Genomic DNA, 20920 nt, shown 5'->3' with positions numbered 1-20920 from the left:
TTTCCATTAGCTTGTCTCCTTTTGCTACAGTAGATATAGACATATAAAAGGAGCTGAGTGAGAAATGCCAGAACGTGTGAAATTAGGTAAATCCGGTTTGTATGTAAATCCAATTGGTCTTGGTACAAATGCAGTTGGAGGCCACAATCTTTACCCGAATCTTGATGAGGAACGCGGGAAAGATGTGGTTCGCCAAGCCATTGAAAACGATATGAATTTCTTTGACACAGCTTATATTTACGGACCAGAACGTTCAGAAGAGCTTGTTGGGCAAGTTGTGAAGGAAAGCGGTAGACGCGAGGATCTCGTTATCGCAACAAAAGCAGCACATAAGATTATTGGTGACGACACTGTCATGGACAATTCACCGAAATTCTTGAAAGACTCTGTAGAAAGTGCTTTAAAACGTTTGCAGACAGATTACATTGACTTGTTCTATATCCATTTCCCTGATGAAGAAACGCCTAAAGCAGAAGCCGTCGGCGCGTTGAAGGAACTAAAGGATCAAGGAAAGATACGCGCTATCGGCGTGTCCAACTTCTCTATAGAGCAGCTAAAAGAGGCAAACGTGGATGGCTATGTAGATGTACTGCAAGCTGAATACAACCTATTCAAGCGTGGTGCAGAGCAGGACCTGCTACCATATACAGCAGAAAACAATATCTCTTTCGTCCCTTATTTCCCGCTCGCTTCCGGATTGCTTGGCGGTAAGTATGATGAGAATACAACTTTCGATGACTTGCGTGCAAAAGATCCACTTTTCCAAGGAGATGTATTTAAGCAAAACCTGAAAAAAGTTGATCAGCTTCGCGACATCGCAGCAAAAAAAGATGCAGAAATAGCACACATTGTTCTGGCTTGGTACCTGACACATGACAGCATTGACTCCATCATACCCGGAGCAAAACGTCCGGACCAAGTAATAAACAACCTGAAAACATTAGACGTGAAATTGACTGATCAAGATATAGAAACAATCAGCAATATCTTCCGATAAGAAATAAAGCGGATGCAGCAGCATCCGCTTTTTCTTGTTTAAATAAACGTTTGTTTAAATCCCATAGACCTTTGGACTGAACAAGCTTGCTGCGTGTCTTTACAATGCAGCATCCTGTGCTCCCCTTTGTGTAAGAAAACACTATTGTCCTTGCCCTGTGCTTATTATGCAGATGTAGTTCCTTGTCCGCCGTCGATTCGATAATAAGAACCAGTAATGAATGATGCTTTATCAGATGCCAGGAAGAGCATCAGGTCAGCAATCTCTTCAGCTGTTGCATAGCGGTTCATTGGAACGCTGGCTTCAAAGCCTTTTCTTGCTTCTTCTTCATGTCCTTTAGCTGCATTTGTTTCAATTGAACGCATCATCGCTGTGTCTACACCAGACGGCGCTACAGCATTCACGCGTACGCCATAGTCAGCCACTTCCAATGCAGCTGTTTTATTGATACCAATTAACGCATGTTTTGATGCGATGTAAGCACTCATACCAGGTGCGCCAAGTAATCCGCCATTAGAAGCTGTATTTACAACAGCACCGCTCTTCTGTTCTGTCATGACCTTCAGCACATGCTTCAATCCCAGGTAAGCACCTACTACATTTACACTTAATACTTTTTCAAGATTCTCAACTGAGGAATCTACAATATTTCCAAATTCGCCGTTGATACCTGCATTATTAACGAAAACATCAATATGGCCGAAATGCTCTTTTGTTTTTTGAACATAATTTGCTACTTCTTCTTCTTTTGCAACGTTAGCTGTCAGCAATATTTTTTCTCCATCAATAGATGCTGCTGCTTTTTCCAGTGCTTCTTGAGAGAGATCTACGAGCGCCAATTTAGCTCCTTCTGCTGCAAATTTCTTAGCTGCTGCGATACCAATACCGCCTGCTGCCCCAGTTATAAGTACGACTTTATTGTTGAATTCCATGTTCAGATCCCCTTTCAGAGTATGTAACTTTACACTTATTATCCGTAACTAAGTTACTTTTTTCAATATAATTGCTTGAATTTACAGTAACATCACATTCACTCTAAATAGATTGCTTACATAAAAAACCGAACTCATAGAATTCTTAACAAAGAAATTCCATAAGTTCGGTTTCTTATTATGACCAAGACAATTCGTTACTATCTCGTTTAATCTGTGGGATTCAATATACGGTGCAGGAAGCGCTGGGTGCGTTCTTCTTTCGGGTTCGAGAGCACTTCTGCTGGTGCTCCTTGCTCCACAATGACACCACCATCGATAAAGATAACTTCATCGGCAATTTCCTGCGCGAATTTAATCTCATGTGTTACAACAACCATTGTCCAGCCTTCATCAGCTAGATCTCGCATGACACGCAGCACTTCTCCGATTAATTCCGGGTCAAGTGCTGATGTTGGTTCATCAAAAAGCATGAGTTCAGGCTTAATGGCAAGTGCTCGGGCAATGCCGACTCGCTGCTGCTGTCCGCCTGAAAGCTGGTATGGATACAAATCCTTTTTATCTTTCAGCCCTACTTTATCAAGCAGCTCAATCGCTTCTTCTCTAACTGTTTTTTTGTCGCGTTTCTGTACTTGTACTGGTCCTTCCATAATGTTCTCCAGTACTGTCCGATGCGGAAACAAGTTATAGGATTGAAACACCATTCCAGATTTACGGCGAAGCTGGATTAACGATTGCTGCTTCACTTTTTGACTGAAATCCACTTGATGATCTTCAAAACCGACAATGCCTTCATCTGGAATTTCCAGCGCATTTAAGCAGCGTAACAAAGTTGTTTTACCCGAGCCAGATGGGCCAAGGATGGCGATTACTTTTCCTTTATCCACTTGCATATCAATGGATTTTAGTACGGTATTATTTCCGAATGTTTTCTTCAGACCTTTTACTGCAAACATAGCTACCCCTCCTCACCTTACTGTGTAGCGGTCTAATCTGCGTTCAAGCTGATGCTGTGCCAGTGATAAAATGAAGCAGATAATCCAATAAATGAAGGCAGCCAAAATATATATATATACAATCTGATCTAAGTTTGTCGCACCAATCTGCTGTGATTTACGAAACAGTTCGGTTACGAGGATTTGTGATGCCAAAGATGTTTCTTTTACTAAACCGATAAAGCTATTAGACAATGGCGGGACCGAGACACGTAATGCCTGCGGAAGTATAACGCGGAATAACGTTTTCCGGTAAGACATCCCGATTGTATAGCCTGCTTCCCACTGTCCTTTTGGTACGGAAAGGATGGACGCTCGGATAATCTCTGATGCATATGCCCCGACGTTTAGAGAAAAGGCAATGATCGCTGTCGGATAGGGATCAAGTGTTACATTTAATTCTGGAAGCAAATAAAAGATTATGAATAACTGCACGAGCAGCGGCGTTCCTCGGATAGCAGAGACATAGATATTAAAAATCCACTTTAAAGGCTTAATCTTCGAGATTCTAACTAAAGCTGTAATAAGTGCGATAATCATACCAATAAAGAATGAAATAAGGGTCAAGGGGATCGTTACCTTGATCCCCTCAATCAGTATCGGCCAGAATGACTGCTGCATGAGCTCCCAAGGGATGACAATCCCGCCGAGTACCATATTATTTGTTAACATCTTCGCCAAACCATTTCGTTGAAATTTCTGCTAACGTACCATCTTCACGCATTTCATCAAGTGCCTTATTGAACTGCTCAACTATTTCACCGCTGCCTTTACGGAAAGTGAAGTAAGTTTCTGTTGATTCTCCAGCCTCAAAGGCAATCTTTACTGGTGCATCTTTCTCTGTATTGTTCAGATAATCAAGTACTGCCAGCTTATCATTGAATGTCAGATCAACGCGGCCCTGTTCAATCAGCTGAATGGATTGCGCTAAACCTTCTACACCTTCAATTTTTGCTCCTGCCTCTTCTGCACGGGTATTGTAATTGCTTGTCAATGACTGCGCAGATGTTTTACCTTCTACATCTTCAATAGAAGTAATGTCGTTGTTATCTGCAGCCGTTACAACAACAGATTGAGACTGCGTGTAAGGATCAGAGAAGTCATATTGGTCTACTCGTTCGTTATTTTCTCCTTTACCTACTTGGTTCGCAATAACATCAAAACGTTCACTGTTCAAACCAGAGAACATGGAATCCCATTGCGTTTCCTCAAACTTCACATCCAAGCCAAGGTGCTCGCCGATTTCTTTCATGACATCTACATCATAGCCAGTCAATTCACCATTATCGTTATGGAAAGTGAACGGAGCGTATGTGCCTTCCGTTCCAACTGTAATGACTCCTTCATCTTTCACTTCTTGCCATAGGTTGCCGTTGTCTTTGGGATCCGATGCAGAGTCATCTCCGTTTCCACAAGCAGCAAGAATTGCGAATATCGACAAAAATAACAAACCTAATAGTGCTTTTTTCATGTGCAAAACGCCCTTTTCTATAAATTTTAACTTTCAACAGTGTAAGGCCAACATCAGGAAAAGTAAAGAAATAAGTCTGAGTATTTTAATCAGGATTGTACATGTGCTCTTCTTGTTAGTATAAACGCATTAATGAGCAGTCATGCAGACTTATTTAACAACTGTCCAGGACGCAAAATATTACTTTTTCTATCTGTTTTATTCTCTTTTCCTTGTACCCAATCAGCTGGCAGAGCATGTCATATAAGCATGAATTTGTTGTTGTGTATTCGTTACAGCGTTTACCAATCAAAAAATGCAGCATATACGAACAAGAAGCATGTGTATTTCATCCATCAACTGGTCACATTAAACAGCAGAGAAACTCTGGAGGTATTAAACATGCGCTATTCAACCGGCACTAATCAATCAATATTTATACTGCATACAAAACAAGCTGAAAATACGAAAGCTACAGCTAGTGTTACCCAAAAAACTCATCAAATAACGCATCAGCTTGTCTTTCTTTGGATTAGATTATCTCCAACGGCAAGAGTATGCTTTGAGATGATCAAATGAATAAAAAGCAGCGAGGACTCTTCCTGACAGCTATTGCGACCGGCACGATGCTTAATCCGCTGAATTCTTCTATGATATCGTTAGCATTGCACAGTATTCAGCATGAATTTTCTCTAAGCTTTGCAACTGTTTCGTGGCTAATTTCCACTTATTATCTTGCCAGTGCTATCGTGGTTCCAATCGCCGGCAAAGTCGGTGATTTGATCGGGAGGCGCAAAATGCTGCTGATCGGTCTCTTGCTAGTTGCTGTTTCTGCAGTCGGTGCACCTTTTGCAGGAACATTTATGGTACTGCTGGGAATGCGCTTGTTTCAAGCAGTTGGCAGCAGCGCCATTTATCCGGCCGGCATGGCGCTTGTTCGAAAACATATCCATGAAAAGCAAGCATCTGCTTTAGCCATTTTGTCGATTTTCACGTCTTCCATGCTGGCATTTGGCCCAACAGCAGGCGGTTTTCTGATTGACTTTGGCGGCTGGCCGGCAATTTTCACTGTGAATGCTCCATTTATTTTGCTAAGTTTCCTATTAACATGGTTCGCTGTTCCTAAGGATCCAGAAACCACACATTACACCTTCCGGGCCTTTTGGAAGCAGCTGGACAGCATTGGCATTGGCTTCTTTGCTATCGGGATGAGCTTTTTGCTTTATTTTCTGCTTTCCTTTGAACATGGTTTGCATTGGGTTCCGCTTGGCGTAGGAATGGTATCGCTTGCAGCCTTTTTTGTGAGGGAATTGAAAGCAGCTCATCCATTTATCGATGTAAGGTTACTGCGAACTAACCGACGCCTTACACTTGTCTATATTCAATTTATCTTATTGAATATATTCAACTACAGCCTCTTTTTTGGCTTACCGAGCTTCTTCCAGGATGTGATGCAATTTAGTCTCAAAACAAGCGGACTAATGATGATGTTTCTTTCCGGGGCAAGCACACTTGTCGCCTTCCTAATGGGGCGCTGGATTGACCGTGCTGGTACAAGCGTACCTACAATTGTTGGGGGCATCCTTATGTTCGGGGGACCTGCTGTTCTTGTTTTCATTTCACAGCATCTTACACTCATAAATCTGGCTGTTCTCCTCATATTCCTTGGTATCAGCTACGGAATTGGAAATGTTACCTTACAAGCCGCCATGCTGGACGCTTCACCTGACCACCTTACAGGAACAAGCTCTGGTCTCTTCCAAACTTGCCGGTATATTGGGTCAATTCTCTCTTCCGTTGTATTAGCTATTGTTTTTGGCACGGATCTTTCACTGGCTGGCTTTCATACACTAATGATCATTCTGACTGTAACTGGCATCACATTTAGCTTGTCCGCGGTCTATGCAAAACGATTGGATGAACCTGCTAATTAAATCCTTTTTCCGACTGTTTGATAGTTAGACTAGTACTAGAATAAAGCGCAAAACCGCCATCAATACAACACCAAACAGCACCGTGAGCAGCAAGCTTTTTGTCCATAGTGCGACTAGTAACGTGGGAATCATGACAGTGATTGTTTGCCAATCCAATGAAATTGGATTTCCTTCTTCTATTATATTGGATACAACCAATGCGGTTAAGATGCAGATAGGTATATAGGATAGCCATTTCATTACTGATACAGGCAGTTTTAAGTTTCGGATGATTAGAAAAGGTAATATCCGCGGTAATGCTGTCACAGCAGCACAAGCGGCTATCAGCAATAGCATGGGCAAGGAAATACTCATTTTTCTGTTATCACTCCAATTGTCGCTCCGATTACCGTTGCCAGCAGCACCGCCACATGCGAACTCATGAAACAGGACAGTATCAGCATCAGAATAGCAATACAGAGGACAAGCTTGATATAGTGCTTTATTTTTTCTGATTCGATAGCATCCAGCTGCAGTACGAGCAACGCAAGGAACATCGCTGTTAGTGCAAAATCAAGACCAAACATTTCCGGTTCAGCAATCCAGTTGCCGAATAATGCACCCGCTGTACAAGCCATAATCCAGCATAGATACGCCGTCATATTTAATCCATTCATCCAGCTCACCGACATAGGCTGCTTTTGCTGTAATTTACCAGCAGCCACACCAAATGTCTCATCCGTCAGCAGAATGCCAATCCCAATGTTGCGTCTGACAGAATAAAACGTAAAATGAGGTGCTAGTGTAGCACTCATCAGAAAATGGCGCAGATTTACGATAAACGTCGTCAGAATAATAGCCGCAGCTGGACTCCCATCCAGAAATAATGCTGCAAAAATGAATTGAGCAGAACCCGCGTAAACGAGAACAGCCAGCAATGCCACTTCCAATGCACTCATTCCAGCTGCAACACCGACTACACCTGCTGCAATCCCAATACTAATGTATCCTAGCAAAGTAGGGATACAATCCTTAACTCCCTGCTTAAAATCTAATCGGACTTTCTCTCGTGCCTTCCCTACCGCTTCCACTATGCCCCCCCTCTCTGTCTTATCCGTTCCGTTTCTCTATAAAAGATAGTATATCAAAGAGCAGCGGCTGTTGAAATAAGCATTCTTGACCTCTCATAATCATTTCTTTATCTCATTTCTCTTTCACTAAATGATAATAATACGCTTACTTTAAATAGCCTACTTCCCTTCTAAGAGCCCGCTGAAAATAGAACCTTATTATTTCTCCTTATTAACCTTCAGGAACTAGGATACGCTTTATTCTTTATTTACCATTAGATGTTTTTTTTCTTTCTATTTTGGGTAATATTTCTTATCTAACTTGAAAAATATTACTAAACAATATAGAAGAACTACTTATATTCTTATAAACAGGAGGGAGATAATGAATGGAAAACATGATAAAAGAATCAACCCAAGCTCTAGATAACAAAGCAGTTTTAGCAGCAGCTGAGGCATCATGAGCAATGATTGAATTTACTCCCTATGGTGAGGAGATGTGGGCAAAAACATTCGCTGAGACAATTGGACACCAGCAGAATGATCAAGGCAAGGAAGGAAAAGAACGTGTAAAAGAGGTTATAGAAGAACTTTATACCTTAAAGCAGGATGCTTAAAATTTACTATAAACAAGCAAATGAACTAGCCTCGCTAATCTAGAGAATATCAGCGCTAGAAGCATTTAGTTGAAAATAACTGGTATAATATACCTATATTTTTAACTGAGTATGCTATATAATCATGGCATAACAGAGGCTGCTTGGTTAATTGACATAAATCAGCAAAGCTAGTACGCTAAGTCCCGTTAAGGAATGACGTTTGGGGAGTAATAAAGTATGTATAAATTTGAGATTGATGACAAAAAGAAGGTCCTTCTTATTACGGCAGAGGGTTTCTTTAAGAATGATGAATCCGAAGCTTTCATGGAAAAGCTATATGAGGCATTCGGATTGGTTCAAGCTACCGACTATGACCTAATCGTCGATGTTAGCAATTTAGATGTGGTAAAACAGGATTTGGTTTATAAGATTGCGGATGCTTTCGAATTATATGACGAGCTCGGATTCAAGAACATTGTCATCATCAATCCAATTTCCATCCTAGCGAAGGTTCAGCTTTTTAATATTGCTAGAAGCGTCCATTTTTCTGGCGCTTTCGTAGACTCACTAGATGAATGGAAGGCGCGTTAACGCGCCTCCGTCCAATCTGTACGCTGCTTTGTCGTTACGTGTACGACTAAGCCTATGATGGTAAGTAATATAAGTGAGGTAAGAGCCAGTCTGCTTGCCAGGTCCCCAAAATCCTTCAGCACCAGCGTAATACTTCCATAAATGACAGGTCCTATAATGGACGACACCTTCCCCGAAAAGGCAAACAACCCAAAAAACTGCCCTTGCTTCTCTGCCGGAGACAAATCCACAATAAGTGTTCTTGATGTTACCCAAATAGATCCCAGAGCAATTCCGAAAAGTCCTCCAGCAATCCAAAACATCCACTGCGCAGTTGCCAATGCACCAATTGTTAAAGCAATAATCATTACTAAGGCAACGACTGAAAACGATCGATGTGCACCAATTTTATTTGCAATTTGTCCAAAACAGAACGAACCAATAATTGCAGTTACTGTAGATACAAGATAAAGCAAGATAAATTGACCCGAACTGAAACCAACTACAGAAACTGCATATACACTCATAACCGCTATCGTCGTAGCAATTGCATCATTGACAAAGAAATAAGCCATCATGAAACGGAATATCGAGCGGTGTTTGCTGATTTCTTTAAATGTAGTAATGATTTCTTTGTAACCTCTCCATATACTAACCCGAGTACATTTCTGTTTTGGCTGCTTGTCTTTGAGGAAAAAAAATAAAGGTAAGCTGAAAATGAGGTACAGCCCGGCCGTGGCCAAGAATACATATGCGTAGCCATAATCCATCAGAAAATAAACGAGCAGTCCGACAAGTGTACCAATATACCCTACCGCTACTCCAAACCCAGATAAAGTCGATAATCGTTCCCTCGGTACCAAATCACTTATCTTCGCATCATAAAATACAAGACTGCTGTTATAGAAAAATTTAGCCAGTACAAAAACCAGCACAGTGGCTATAAACGGAATTGGCAGTCCGAACAGCAGTCTATCTGATTCCCAGCCCGCAAACACGCCCATAAAAATTGTGCAGACAATTGAGATTCCTGCAAACCGTACAATATAGCGCTGCTTGCGTCCTGTTTGATCTATCCAAACGCCGAACAAAGGTGAGAAGATGACCAGAAAGAAACTGGCTAATGCATTCGCATAGGCTATTAATGTATTGCCGAGCTGCTGCATTTCCTCTGTATTTCCGATTGCGTCCGTCACATAGAAGGGAAAAAAGACGGTTGTAATATTAGAAGAAAAGATTGTATTGGCAAAATCGTATAACGCCCAAGATAAAATTGGAAGCGAAAGCAGAAAACCAAGTCCGCCAGCTCGCTTTGCTGACTGCACATCTCGTTTACCTTCCATGAGAATCCTCCTTTTTCTTCCACTATACCGTAAGCTAGAACACCCAAGTGTTATTTTACAAAAAATTAACAGCTCTTCCACCCGGAACTTGCTGTGTCTCTATAAACTGCTTACCTGCCCTCTTTGCCGGTCGTTTCTAAAGGAAGTAAGACGGGTAGATTAGTAAGAGATTAATTCTTATAAGGGTGATATAAATGTACTTACAGTCTATCGCAGTGATTGTTATCTTAATAGGCGTACTCCAAGCAATGCTCATACTGTTTGATTTCCGCACACATCGTCAGATGATGAAAATTATGTATATCGTTTGGCCCTTAATTGGTGTTTACTTTCCGTTTATCGGTATTTGGGCTTATTATAAAATTGGCCGTGAAGATAGTATGGCAAAAGGGCAGGATATGGATGGCGACATGCATCATGCTGACAAGCCATTTTGGCAGCAAGTATTTGTTTCCACAACGCACTGCAGCGGCGGTTGTGCATTAGGTGACATGATTGGCGCTCCAATCGTATTTTGGACAGGGTTTACAATTGCGGGAAGTACGCTGTATGCGGATTATGCAGTGGAGTTTATCCTTGCCTTCCTATTTGGTATTCTTTTTCAATACTTCGGTATGGGAATGAACAAGAAAAAAGACAGTCATATTTCGGATGCAGTCAAGACAGATGCGCTTTCTTTAATTGCATTTGAAATAGGTATGTTTGGTTTTATGTACGTTGCACACACCCTCATCTTCAACGGTTTGCACCCAAACAGCTTCCTCTTCTGGTTTATGATGCAGATCGCTATGATTATCGGCTTTGTCACAAGCTATCCAGTCAATTGGATTATGGTGCGTAAAGGTATAAAGCACAGTATGTAAAAAGAAACGGAAACAATGTTGATATTGTTTCCGTTTCTTTTTATGCAGATTTCTCTTTTAGCTTTTTCATCTCTTCCACCCAAATCTCGACTTCTTCCCGAATCTCTTTCTGACGTGCATCTACCCCATCAATTTTATTCTGCTCCAACTCGCTTAGTTCTTCCCGAGCGGCATTAAAGCGTTCTTGGATTAATTGCGTTACTTCATCCTGCAGCTTTTCAGAAATAATCTCATCTTCTGTCAGTTTGGCAAGCGCAGCTTCATACCGCTCCTCTTCATTTCGCATGATATTCGCTACCTTGTCGAGCTCTTTGCGCTGCCGTTTATATTCATCAAGTACTTCCCAGCTATTCGGCGGAATATTAACCGGCGCCCACACAAGGTCAATTGTGGATGGCAGCCATTCATATTCGATTGTTGTCTGCAAATCTTCTGCACTATTCGCGCTGTAATATTCGCCTGTTCCTGCTTCTGCTACTTTAGCCAGCTGGTCTTCGGATTCTTCGTCGACATTAAAACCAATAACATTTACAATCCCTGATTCCTCGCTTGCTGCCTGCTCCGCCGCCTTAATGGGATCTCCGCCGCACGTATCTTTACCATCACTTACAATATAAATTGCTGTTGCTCCTTCTAAGGAACTGCTTTTCTCAGCTGCAAATTCTATTGCACCTGCGAGCGGCGTCCACCCTGTTGCGTCAATTGCATCTGCTGCTTCTGTAAACTTCTCTGCATCATAAGCACCGGAGGGGTACACTTCTTCAATGCCTTTACAAGATAATTCCATATCCGAATCTGATTCCGATCCTTTATGGCCGTATACTATCAGTGAGATATTACTGGAACTTCCAAGCGTCTTCGCAAAACTTTCCACCGCATCTTTCGCTATCCGCATTTTCTGCTCCCCATCTACTTCCAGCAGCATACTTGAGCTGGCATCCAGCAAAATGATACTATTCTCAACTGCAGGATCTGCTTCCTTATTTGCTGCTTCTGGCCGCGGCAAATAAGGATCCTCAAAGGAAGGGTTCAATGCTTCAGCTGCTTCAATTGTTTCTTTATAAGAAGGACTTCCCAGAGAAGCAATCAGAGCTCTATGTAAAATATCTGGATTATTATCTTCCTTTATCACGTCTTTCAAGTACGGTATCGCTGCATCAACGGCATCCTCAGATACTCCCTTATCTGCATCTGCTGTATCTTCAGAAATAGATGCAGTAACACGGCCGGCTGGCTGCTTCTTCAGATCTGGCAATGTGCCTTCCGTGCTCAAATTGCTGAGTGTATCCATATCAACTGTCTTTGTCTCCGTTTCTTTACCCACTTTCTCAGTATTTGATGGTTCATCCGATGCACTATTCGTACTGCACCCAGCTAAAAAACAAATGATGCCCAAGATCAAATACACAACTCTTTTTTTCATCGGCACGACTCCTCACCTCTCTGTCCTCGCAAACCCGCATTAAAAGCAGGCAGTAGTTGACTGTTTACTCAGCCACTTGCTCTACAATCGAATGTCCGCGCGACTCGTCATCATACATCCATTCCCACTGCTCATGTAATCGAATTCGGCCGTCCGGCAAAATCTCCGGCGTCGACAAGCATTGCCCGCTGCGCAGTTCACCTTGTTCATTAATATGATGATAACGAAATCGGAGTTTACCATCTGACTCTACCAAACCGATTAATCTCCCTTCCAAGATTGAACCACCTCTATAGGCCGCGGTAAGGATTTGACCATCCTGTCGGTAATGAAAAGTCGTTTGACTGGATACTTCTCCGTTGTCCGAATTAGCAACAGCTCGGAATGTCAGATTATGATAATTCATTTTTCACTCTCCACTCTTAGCCGCTTCCTTGCCCGCTCCGCGCGTTCTTTCGCTTCCTCAACTGTGTCGGCAGCTGATAATACAACTGCTACACGACGACCGACAGTTGTGGTCGGTTTGCGGAACACCCGAAGTTGCGTTTCTTGCTCTTGCAGCGCTTCCACCATTCCGGAAATATGGTAGGAATCAAATGCTGCTTCCGCCTTCAATGGGCTTGTGGCACCAGGCTGCATCAATTTTATCTCTGTGATTGGTAATCCCATAATTGCGCGAATATGCAAAGCAAATTGAGACAGCTGTTGTGTCGCCATTGTCACCATACCTGTATCATGCGGCCGCGGCGAAACTTCACTAAAGTATACTTTGTCATCAGCAAGAAAGAGCTCTACGCCAAACAACCCATATCCACCTAGTCCTGCTGTCACCCGTTCAGCTATTTCCTGCGCCTCTTCCAGCTGTGAATCTGTCAGCGGATGCGGCTGCCAGGAAGCTATATAGTCGCCATTCTCCTGCTCATGCCCAATCGGTGCACAGAAGTAAGTTCCGTTCACAGCTCTAACTGTTAACAGTGTGATTTCTGCATCAAAATGAATAAATTCTTCCACAATGACACGCGGTTTCTGCACTCTGCCCCCTTCCATCGCCATTTGCCAGCTTTTCTCGATATCTTCTTTGCTGCGGCAAACGCTCTGTCCTTTGCCTGATGAACTCATCAACGGTTTAATAACACATGGAAACCCGATTTCTTCTACTGCTGCTTGGAATTCTTCATATGTATCAGCAAATTGGTAGGCAGCAGTTGGCACATCTAATGTTTCCGCAGCAAATCGGCGAATACCTTCTCGGTCCATCGTCAATTGTGCTGCTTTGGCCGTCGGCACGACATGGTATCCTTCTTTCTCTAACTCCATTAATTCATCTGTAGCGATAGCTTCAATTTCCGGAACGATAAAATCTGCTTTTTCCCATTCGAGGATTTGTCTTAGCTTACTGGCATCCAGCATATCGATCACATAACTTCGATCAGCAACAGCCATTGCTGGTGCTCCGTCGTATCGGTCCACTGCAATCGTCTCAAGTCCGAGCCGCTGTGCTTCCATTACAACTTCTTTTCCTAATTCTCCAGATCCAAGCAAGAGCATTTTTTTCGTTTGAAACATCTGATCGCCTCCTGAAAATTTTGCAGCCATAATTCGACTTTATCTGATATGCTTATGTTACCATGTCTGTACAAAACAGGTAATCCGCAACTGTAATTCTAGGAGGAAAAATGTGTTCTCGTTTATCGACATTCCTGGTATCCACCTTATCTATACTATTTTCAGCGTTCTGCTGCTGAGTGTCCTTACTTCGGTCGTGTTATATGTGAGTCAGCATATGATGCGGACAGTAGTAACTGCCCGAAAGGTAGTCATGGTGTCTTCCTTGGCAGGTGTGAGCGGTACATTGGCAACCTTCTTATTTATCTTATCAATTGACGCCAATCAACTAAAGCAGGCTTCAGCGCTGTTTTTTCTCAGCATTTTCCTCGTAAGCACGATGGGCGGCGCGATCACATTGCGAATGATTCGGATTCCAATTGAAAATACACAATATAACTTGCTGCTCAGTATTTTATTAGCCTTCATTATCTATGCGCTCCATATATTCACACCGTTCGCCTTGTATGCAGATCGGATTCATATCAATCCAGCCGAAGTAATTGTCACGATTGCACTGACACAATCCACCGTCTTCTCTATGTTCCGATTTTTGAACATGTATACACATAGAAGGCAAATAAAATGGAGTAAATTCACTTTGTTAGCAGGCAGCTTCATGACCGGTGTCGGTATTGTCGGGTTAGGTTACAGTATTTTCGCTGCCTTTGTTTCATCTCCATCTGCTGAAGATGAAAGGCTGCTATTTCTGCTGCCTGTAGGTATCGTTTTGTTTATCAATATATTCCTAACCGTTATACCACTGTTTTACAGGAATCGGACGTTGCTGACGATGCATCAGCTCTATCAATCCTTATTTGATGACAACCCTTATGCCGTATTCGCTGTCGAAGCAGACAATACAATTCAGCATGCAAACAAGAAAAGTGCGCATTTAACGGGCTTTGATAACGATTCTATTCCATGCTTGGATGCCGCATCTTTGTTTCCTGATAAGGAAACCTTTCAGAAGAACCTTGCACTTCTCAAAAGCGGCAGCCCGCAGCAATGGGATACCAAGCTCGTCCAGCGTTCAGGTGAGCAAATTGATGTGCATGTCACCGGTATACCAACAATTATTAGGAAGCAGGTTGTCGGTTACTTTCTAGTAATGAACGATACTTCTCAAACAAAAGAAACTGCGAAACAAATTCAATTTCTTGCTTACCATGATGATTTAACCAGACTGCCGAATCGCCGCTTAATGCAGCAGACCATGCAGCGATATACAAAGAAGCACAAGCCGTTCAGTATAATGCTCATTGATTATGACCTTTTCAAACGTATAAATGATATTTTTGGACATTCCTTTGGCGATGAAGTTCTAATGGAAACGGCCGATCGACTGACAAGAATTCTTGATGGCAGCGGCACTGTCCACCGGGTCGGCGGTGATGAATTCCTGCTGATCATTCCGGGAAAGCCGGCTACTCAAATCGCGCAATCAATCGTTAAGAAATTCCAGCAGCCAATGCGTATCCAAGAATACGAACTCGTTTTGCAGGCTAGTATTGGAATTGCTTCCTATCCGGCAGATGCAGAGGATATGGATAATCTATATAAATATGCCGATATCGCGATGTACCAAACAAAAGAAAATGGCGGCAATAGCTATACAGTCTTTCAGCAAGAAATGGCAGAAAAACAAGTACTTCGTTTTGAGATTGAACACGAATTACAGAAAGCGATTGAAACGCAAGCATTCGACTTGTACTTTCAGCCGAAGTTTCATAGTTTCAAACGAAACATAACAGGTGCTGAAGTGCTGCTACGCTGGAACCACCCGGAGCGAGGATTTATACCGCCAAATGTCTTTATTCCCATCGCCGAAGAGAGCGGCCTAATTGTTGAAATAGAACGAAGTGTCATTGAACGTGTTATGGCTTGTTTGGCAGATTGGGATCATGCAGCAGAGAGTGCAATTCCCCGTATTTCCATTAACGTATCAGTCAGTACTTTCCTGCAGGATGATTTCTCCGCCTTCTTCTGTGACCGGCTGCAGCATTACAATATTTCAGGCTGTTTACTGGAACTTGAGATTACCGAACGTGTTGTCATGCAAAATGAAACGAAAATTAATATGATTTTGCAGCAGCTGCGGGAGACAGGTGTCCGAATTAGTATTGATGATTTTGGTACCGGCTACAGCTCCTTGAGTTATTTGGATAAACTCAAAGTTGATATTCTCAAAATTGATCAAACGTTTATCCAGCATATCCAGCACAACCAGACGATTGTTGCCGCTATTCAATCATTGGCTGATAACTTACAGCTTCACACTATTGCTGAAGGAGTCGAAACGGAAGAACAGCTTCAAAAGATCCGTTCGCTTGGCTGCACAGAGGTGCAAGGCTATCTATTTTCCAAGCCGCTCCCGCAAGCTGACTTCGAAGCTTCCTATATTGAACAAATACCCGCTGGGCATTAAGCCTTCGGGTATTTTTGTATAAGCATTTGCTTGTTCCCGCATACTAATAGCCAATACCCTAAGAGGAGTGGAATTTGTGCGGACATATGCAAACAGAAAAGCAATCCTGCTTTGTATGGCAGCGATACTTATCTTTGTCTCCCCCCTGTTTTTACTTGGAGATCAAGCTCATATCCGCGTCCACGATAATCTTGACTCTAACTTAGCATGGTATAAGGTACTCGCTGAAAGCGGCCAGTTATTTGGCGGAGTTCATGCCGTTATCCCTCAGATAATCGGCGGTTTGCCAAGAGACGCTCTTGGTACAGAATGGACGCTCATCGTTTGGCTGCACACCTGGTTTCCGACAATGACGGCTTATGGCATCAGCCAGCTGCTTACAAGACTGATTGCATTTCTAGGTATGTATTTGCTGCTTCGTACGCACATAATACGGAATGAAAAAGCACATTGGATTGTTGCTCTCGTATCGCTTGCTTTTGCGCTTACACCTTTCTGGCCGTCAGGAATGCTCAGTACAATGGGACATCCGTTAGCGCTGTGGGCTTTCCTGTCTATACGTGCTCAGAAAGCAACCTGGAAACATTGGATCGCTATTACATTGCTTCCCTTCTATGCGAGTTTCGTACTTGGCTTTTTCTTTTTCCTCGCTTTAATGGGAATCGTCTGGCTAGTGGATGTCATTCGTTATCGTCGTTTCAATTTTGTCTTCTTATTCAGCATTGTATGGATGACAGCTGTCTTTCTCGCGACGGATTATCGACTCGTCTACACGATAATCGCAGGGTCCGAGACGATGCACCGGGTTGAGTTTGTCTCTTCCAGACAAGAGTTTTCCCAGACACTTCGTTTGTTTCAGAAAAACTTTTTGCTAGGACACAATCATGTGATGACGCTTCATACGCTTGTCATCCTTCCTGTGCTCGCAATTACGCTGCTGCTCGTTCTTTTCACAAAAAGACGAACGAGACCAATGTATATTTATCTTGGCCTGACAGGATTAAACCTGCTGCTATCCTTTTGGTATGCTCTTTGGTTCAACAAGATATGGAAGTTGCCTAAAGAACATCTCGATTTGTTATCTGCATTCAATTTTGCTCGCTTCCATTTCCTGCGCCCACTCGTTATCTACGTTAGTTTCGGCTTAGCTTGTTATTTGTTATGGCAGCTTGGCAGACGGAGTATACGCGGATTAGTTTATGTATTTCTTTGCCTTCAGCTAGTCGTATTGGCTTTATCAAATGAAGAGATTGTTTACCGCTATTATAAGCAAACTCCTTCAGTTGGAGAATTTTATGCCGTCGATCAGTTTCAAGAGATACGCGATTATATAGGAATGCCGCAAAACTCCTATAAGGTAGCTAGTATTGGCCTGCATCCTGCCATTGCGCAGTATAACGGGTTTTATACAGTAGATACATACAATAACATTATTCCGCTCGCGTACAAGCACCAATTCCGTGAAGTAATTGCTGATGAACTTGCAAAAGACAAACAGCTAAAACGTTATTTTGATGAATGGGGCAGCCGCTTATATGTCTTTTCTGCGGAATTAGGAAAGCATTATGACTTCCGTAAGCATACTAGCAAGACTATCCAGAACCTTGAATTAAACACACGAGCATTACATGAGCTAGGCGGTAACTTTATCCTATCTTCCGTTCCGATTGAGAATGCTGCAGCCAACCACCTGAAATTCGAGCGGAGTTTCGATCATCCTGATTCAGCTTGGCGCATCCATCTGTATCGGGTGCAATCAAAGGAGGGAATGCATTGACTTCTTCATTACCTGTACTAACTTTAGTAATTCCTTGCTATAACGAAGAAGCAATTTTGACTGATACTTGCGCGAAGCTTAGTTCTACATTGGCTTCCCTAATGGTAGAACAGCTCATCTCTCCAGCGAGCACGATGCTCTTCGTAGATGACGGCAGCAAGGATCATACGTGGCAGCTGATTAAAATCGAACACCTAGCCAACCGGCTTGTTACCGGAATCAAGCTTGCGGCTAACGCTGGCCACCAGCGGGCACTTCTTGCCGGGATGATGCATGCCAAGCATTATTCAGACTGTGTCATCACACTGGATGCTGATCTGCAAGATGATATTTCCGTTATCCGGACATTTGTATTGCGTTATCTTGAAGGATTTGAAATTGTTTACGGAGTCCGGAATGATCGAACCTCGGATACTAGTTTTAAGCGGAATACAGCCGCCCTCTTCTATAGGTTCATGGATACGCTTGGCATCCGGTTAATCTCAAATCATGCTGACTACCGGCTGCTGAACAAGCGGGCGCTAGATGAGCTAAGCCGTTATGGGGAATCTAAGCTATTTCTGCGCGGCATCATTCCGCAGATCGGATTCAAATCCGATATCGTTCCCTATGAAAGAAAACGGCGACTGGCCGGCGAAACAAAATACCCGCTCAAGAAAATGCTTAGCTTTGCATTTGAAGGGATTACGTCTTTCAGTGTCGCACCAATTCGATTGATAGCCGCAATTGGCTTCACGCTGTTTTTAGTCAGTATGCTCGCTGCTTGTTATGCTGCTTTTCAGAAGTTATTCGGTGATCCCGATGCAGGCTGGACATCTTTAATTATCTCTATCTGGCTTCTTGGGGGGCTCCAACTAATGGCTATCGGGATTATTGGTGAATATATTGGTACTATTTTTGCAGAAGTAAAAAAACGCCCTCTGTATTCAATCGATTCTAAATTGGAGCAAATACATCCAATAGGCACATCGAAATTTACAAAGACTTAACAATTATTTTGCATTAGGTCAGCTTTTCTGTTAGAATATCTTACAAACAGGATACCCCCAAATATTTCTGTTTGTTTGCTGCTGTGTGCTCAGCAGCATGCAAAAAGCCACTCTTTTGAGTGGCTTTTTTGCTTTCTATTCTTGTTAATCTTCGCTAATCCGCGATTCTCTCGCGGCTTCTGTCTGCTTTTCTACATAATTGCTGTATTTTTTATGCCAAAACTTTAGGGAAACAATATAGAGAATAATAGTAGCCACAACCAGGACAGCAACTGACGGCCAGAACCAGTTCGACACTGCAGCATTCTCATAAGCCAATCCAATTGGAGAGAAGACAACGTACACGAATAAGATTGCCATGATTAGTGTGATGGAAGCAGGAATAGCATGCTTCCAAGGGACTAGATGATCTTCCCCATTTTCAGCGTAAAAGACCGGTTTAATTGTTTGAAGTGGTTTCGCTTTTGCCATAATTAGCATAAAGACCACTTCGATTCCCAGCAAGATGCCGTAAACATGGATATAATTGATTCCTGGATCCCAATCGAAAATCTGTCGGAATCCCCAGACCATCATGTAATATGCGAGAACATGGAATCCAATAACCACTTTGGCAGCCATAGAAGGAATTCGCTTGAAAAGCATGCCCATTAAAACAATGACAAGAATTGGAATATTAAAGAATCCTGTAAATTGTCGGATTAAATTCCATAATCCATTAGGTGCATACATCAGGAATGGTGCAACAAAGAAGGATACGAGCGCAATCAGGATGCCGAGTATCTTGCTGACCTTGATGAGTTTATCGTCAGAGGCTTCCGGATTGAAGACTGGCTTGTAAATGTCCAGTACAAGCAGCGTTGCCACACTGTTAAGTATCGAGTTGAAACTGCTCAATACTGCGCCAAATAGTACGGCAAGGAAGAATCCAAGCATCCAAATCGGCAGCACGTCACTTACTAATGTCGGATAACTCAAATCACTATCTCTAATAGAATCACCGTACATATGGAAGGCAATCAGACCGGGAAGCAGCATAAAAATTGGTACTAGCAGTTTCAGATAACCAGTGAACAGGACTCCCTTTTGTCCTTCTGCGAGATTCTTTGCACCTAACGCACGCTGGATAACGTATTGATTCAGCGCCCAGTAGAACAAGTTAGCAAATATGATCCCTGTAAAGATAGAAAAGAAAGGCACATTATCATCACTGCTGCCGATGGCATTCAGTTTCTCCGGACTATTATGGACAATATGCTTCATTCCTTGAACCAGGCTCCCATCGCCCAGCATGATAAAGCCAAGTATCGGAACAAGAAAACCGATGATAACAAGTCCAATTCCATTCAGCGTATCGGATACTGCAACAGCACGTAATCCGCCGAAAATAGCATAAATTGCTCCAATAATACCTACGAACCAGATTGTCAGCCACAATGCCTGCGTATATGTAATATTAAGGAGTTCAGGAAGATCAAATAATTGAAGGACGGCTACACCACCTGAATAGAGCATAGAGGGGATAGTTACACACATATAGCCTAGAAGGAAAAGAATGACTGTCATACGACGGACTGTTTCATCATAACGCTTGCTCAGAAATTCCGGTACTGTCGAAATACCAATCCCCAGAAATTTCGGCAGCAGGAAAATAGCCATGATGATGGCAGCCAGCCCAGCTGTTACTTCCCACGCCATCCCTGACATGTCATTTGCAAAGCTCTGGCCGTTTAAACCAATCAGCTGCTCGGCCGACAGGTTGGTTAACACGAGCGATCCAGCAATGAACACACCAGTTAAACCGCGTCCAGCTAAGAAGTATTCATCAGCTGTACCGACATTTCCCTTTGTCATGTAATATGATACCCCTGCCACTAATGCCATGAAGATAGCACAAGTTGCCAGGATAAAGATAATTTCACCAATACTGAACATTTGATCACCCTTTATGTAGAAGATTAACCTG

Annotated in this window: 19 protein-coding genes; 8 read left to right on the top strand and 11 right to left on the bottom strand. The window is 42.7% G+C overall.

What is annotated here, in order from left to right:
• The first annotated feature begins 64 nt into the window (after positions 1–64).
• Positions 65–997 (top strand): aldo/keto reductase, encoded by a 933-nt coding sequence (locus CRO17_RS02140; protein ID WP_097038812.1) that lies wholly within the window; start codon positions 65–67, stop codon positions 995–997.
• A gap of 164 nt (positions 998–1161) precedes the next feature.
• On the opposite strand, the gene CRO17_RS02135 is transcribed toward CRO17_RS02140, so the two are convergent.
• From CRO17_RS02135 to CRO17_RS02120, 4 genes are all read right to left on the bottom strand, one after another.
• Entirely contained in the window at positions 1162–1929 is a 768-nt protein-coding gene (locus tag CRO17_RS02135) for an SDR family NAD(P)-dependent oxidoreductase (RefSeq protein ID WP_097038811.1), read from the bottom strand.
• 209 nt (positions 1930–2138) lie between these two features.
• Positions 2139–2885, bottom strand: coding sequence for an amino acid ABC transporter ATP-binding protein (locus tag CRO17_RS02130; RefSeq protein WP_097038810.1), 747 nt, complete (start codon positions 2883–2885; stop codon positions 2139–2141).
• Between the two features lie 12 nt (positions 2886–2897).
• Positions 2898–3596 (bottom strand): amino acid ABC transporter permease, encoded by a 699-nt coding sequence (locus tag CRO17_RS02125; RefSeq protein ID WP_097038809.1) that lies wholly within the window; start codon positions 3594–3596, stop codon positions 2898–2900.
• Positions 3583–4395 (bottom strand): amino acid ABC transporter substrate-binding protein, encoded by an 813-nt coding sequence (locus tag CRO17_RS02120; protein ID WP_097038808.1) that lies wholly within the window; start codon positions 4393–4395, stop codon positions 3583–3585. The genes CRO17_RS02125 and CRO17_RS02120 overlap by 14 nt, the downstream gene beginning before the upstream one ends.
• Before the next feature lie 554 nt (positions 4396–4949).
• Between CRO17_RS02120 and CRO17_RS02115 the strand changes: the two genes are divergently transcribed.
• Positions 4950–6308: an MFS transporter gene (locus CRO17_RS02115; protein ID WP_097038807.1), complete on the top strand. Its 1359-nt coding sequence runs from the start codon at positions 4950–4952 to the stop codon at positions 6306–6308.
• Between the two features lie 24 nt (positions 6309–6332).
• Here CRO17_RS02115 and CRO17_RS02110 read toward each other — a convergent pair whose 3' ends face one another.
• Both CRO17_RS02110 and CRO17_RS02105 read right to left on the bottom strand, forming a co-directional pair.
• On the bottom strand, positions 6333–6662 hold the full coding sequence (locus CRO17_RS02110) for an AzlD domain-containing protein (protein ID WP_097038806.1): 330 nt from the start codon (positions 6660–6662) through the stop codon (positions 6333–6335).
• On the bottom strand, positions 6659–7378 hold the full coding sequence (locus CRO17_RS02105; RefSeq protein ID WP_097038805.1) for an AzlC family ABC transporter permease: 720 nt from the start codon (positions 7376–7378) through the stop codon (positions 6659–6661). Before CRO17_RS02105 ends, CRO17_RS02110 begins: the two co-directional genes overlap by 4 nt.
• A gap of 446 nt (positions 7379–7824) precedes the next feature.
• On the opposite strand from CRO17_RS02105, the gene CRO17_RS17405 reads away from it, so the two are divergent.
• A complete protein-coding gene (locus tag CRO17_RS17405) occupies positions 7825–7974 on the top strand; it encodes a hypothetical protein (RefSeq protein WP_179636775.1) in 150 nt (49 codons plus the stop codon).
• Positions 7975–8193: 219 nt separating this feature from the next.
• A complete protein-coding gene (locus CRO17_RS02100) occupies positions 8194–8547 on the top strand; it encodes a hypothetical protein (protein ID WP_097038804.1) in 354 nt (117 codons plus the stop codon).
• On the opposite strand, the gene CRO17_RS02095 is transcribed toward CRO17_RS02100, so the two are convergent.
• On the bottom strand, positions 8544–9869 hold the full coding sequence (locus CRO17_RS02095) for an MFS transporter (RefSeq protein WP_097038803.1): 1326 nt from the start codon (positions 9867–9869) through the stop codon (positions 8544–8546). The genes CRO17_RS02100 and CRO17_RS02095 overlap by 4 nt on opposite strands.
• A 194-nt stretch (positions 9870–10063) precedes the next feature.
• Between CRO17_RS02095 and CRO17_RS02090 the strand changes: the two genes are divergently transcribed.
• Entirely contained in the window at positions 10064–10732 is a 669-nt protein-coding gene (locus tag CRO17_RS02090) for a DUF4396 domain-containing protein (protein WP_097038802.1), read from the top strand.
• 40 nt (positions 10733–10772) lie between these two features.
• Here CRO17_RS02090 and CRO17_RS02085 read toward each other — a convergent pair whose 3' ends face one another.
• The 3 genes from CRO17_RS02085 to purT form a co-directional block, all read right to left on the bottom strand.
• Positions 10773–12155 (bottom strand): VWA domain-containing protein, encoded by a 1383-nt coding sequence (locus tag CRO17_RS02085; RefSeq protein WP_097038801.1) that lies wholly within the window; start codon positions 12153–12155, stop codon positions 10773–10775.
• A gap of 64 nt (positions 12156–12219) precedes the next feature.
• Positions 12220–12561 (bottom strand): avidin-fold protein, encoded by a 342-nt coding sequence (locus CRO17_RS02080; protein WP_097038800.1) that lies wholly within the window; start codon positions 12559–12561, stop codon positions 12220–12222.
• Positions 12558–13721, bottom strand: a complete 1164-nt coding sequence (gene purT / locus CRO17_RS02075) for a formate-dependent phosphoribosylglycinamide formyltransferase (protein ID WP_097038799.1) — start codon at positions 13719–13721, stop codon at positions 12558–12560. The genes CRO17_RS02080 and purT overlap by 4 nt, the downstream gene beginning before the upstream one ends.
• A 112-nt stretch (positions 13722–13833) precedes the next feature.
• Between purT and CRO17_RS02070 the strand changes: the two genes are divergently transcribed.
• The 3 genes from CRO17_RS02070 to CRO17_RS02060 all read left to right on the top strand — a co-directional run bounded on the left by CRO17_RS02070 (position 13834) and on the right by CRO17_RS02060 (position 18954).
• The gene (locus tag CRO17_RS02070) at positions 13834–16188 is read left to right on the top strand and encodes a putative bifunctional diguanylate cyclase/phosphodiesterase (RefSeq protein WP_097038798.1); all 2355 of its coding nucleotides are present in this window, start codon (positions 13834–13836) and stop codon (positions 16186–16188) included.
• 67 nt (positions 16189–16255) lie between these two features.
• Positions 16256–17965, top strand: a complete 1710-nt coding sequence (locus CRO17_RS02065) for a DUF6044 family protein (protein ID WP_425444384.1) — start codon at positions 16256–16258, stop codon at positions 17963–17965.
• Positions 17962–18954, top strand: coding sequence for a glycosyltransferase family 2 protein (locus CRO17_RS02060; protein ID WP_097038797.1), 993 nt, complete (start codon positions 17962–17964; stop codon positions 18952–18954). The genes CRO17_RS02065 and CRO17_RS02060 overlap by 4 nt, the downstream gene beginning before the upstream one ends.
• A gap of 144 nt (positions 18955–19098) precedes the next feature.
• Here CRO17_RS02060 and CRO17_RS02055 read toward each other — a convergent pair whose 3' ends face one another.
• Complete coding sequence (locus CRO17_RS02055) at positions 19099–20889, bottom strand: solute:sodium symporter family transporter (RefSeq protein ID WP_097038796.1); 1791 nt, start codon at positions 20887–20889, stop codon at positions 19099–19101.
• Positions 20890–20920: the final 31 nt, after the last annotated feature.

Origin of the sequence: Terribacillus aidingensis (assembly GCF_900215625.1) — a bacterium.
In the GTDB taxonomy this organism is placed as follows: Bacteria; Bacillota; Bacilli; order Bacillales; family Amphibacillaceae; genus Terribacillus; species Terribacillus aidingensis.
The sequence above is the reverse complement of the archived record's forward strand: the minus strand, read 5'-3'. Positions and strand labels throughout refer to the sequence as shown.

Coding starts and splice junctions, on each gene's coding strand:
- CRO17_RS02140 (WP_097038812.1), top strand. CDS start 65: ATGCCAGAACGTGTGAAATTAGGTAAATCCGGTTTGTATGTAAATCCA.
- CRO17_RS02135 (WP_097038811.1), bottom strand. CDS start 1,929: ATGGAATTCAACAATAAAGTCGTACTTATAACTGGGGCAGCAGGCGGT.
- CRO17_RS02130 (WP_097038810.1), bottom strand. CDS start 2,885: ATGTTTGCAGTAAAAGGTCTGAAGAAAACATTCGGAAATAATACCGTA.
- CRO17_RS02125 (WP_097038809.1), bottom strand. CDS start 3,596: ATGTTAACAAATAATATGGTACTCGGCGGGATTGTCATCCCTTGGGAG.
- CRO17_RS02120 (WP_097038808.1), bottom strand. CDS start 4,395: ATGAAAAAAGCACTATTAGGTTTGTTATTTTTGTCGATATTCGCAATT.
- CRO17_RS02115 (WP_097038807.1), top strand. CDS start 4,950: ATGAATAAAAAGCAGCGAGGACTCTTCCTGACAGCTATTGCGACCGGC.
- CRO17_RS02110 (WP_097038806.1), bottom strand. CDS start 6,662: ATGAGTATTTCCTTGCCCATGCTATTGCTGATAGCCGCTTGTGCTGCT.
- CRO17_RS17405 (WP_179636775.1), top strand. CDS start 7,825: ATGATTGAATTTACTCCCTATGGTGAGGAGATGTGGGCAAAAACATTC.
- CRO17_RS02100 (WP_097038804.1), top strand. CDS start 8,194: ATGTATAAATTTGAGATTGATGACAAAAAGAAGGTCCTTCTTATTACG.
- CRO17_RS02095 (WP_097038803.1), bottom strand. CDS start 9,869: ATGGAAGGTAAACGAGATGTGCAGTCAGCAAAGCGAGCTGGCGGACTT.
- CRO17_RS02090 (WP_097038802.1), top strand. CDS start 10,064: ATGTACTTACAGTCTATCGCAGTGATTGTTATCTTAATAGGCGTACTC.
- CRO17_RS02085 (WP_097038801.1), bottom strand. CDS start 12,155: ATGAAAAAAAGAGTTGTGTATTTGATCTTGGGCATCATTTGTTTTTTA.
- CRO17_RS02080 (WP_097038800.1), bottom strand. CDS start 12,561: ATGAATTATCATAATCTGACATTCCGAGCTGTTGCTAATTCGGACAAC.
- purT (WP_097038799.1), bottom strand. CDS start 13,721: ATGTTTCAAACGAAAAAAATGCTCTTGCTTGGATCTGGAGAATTAGGA.
- CRO17_RS02055 (WP_097038796.1), bottom strand. CDS start 20,889: ATGTTCAGTATTGGTGAAATTATCTTTATCCTGGCAACTTGTGCTATC.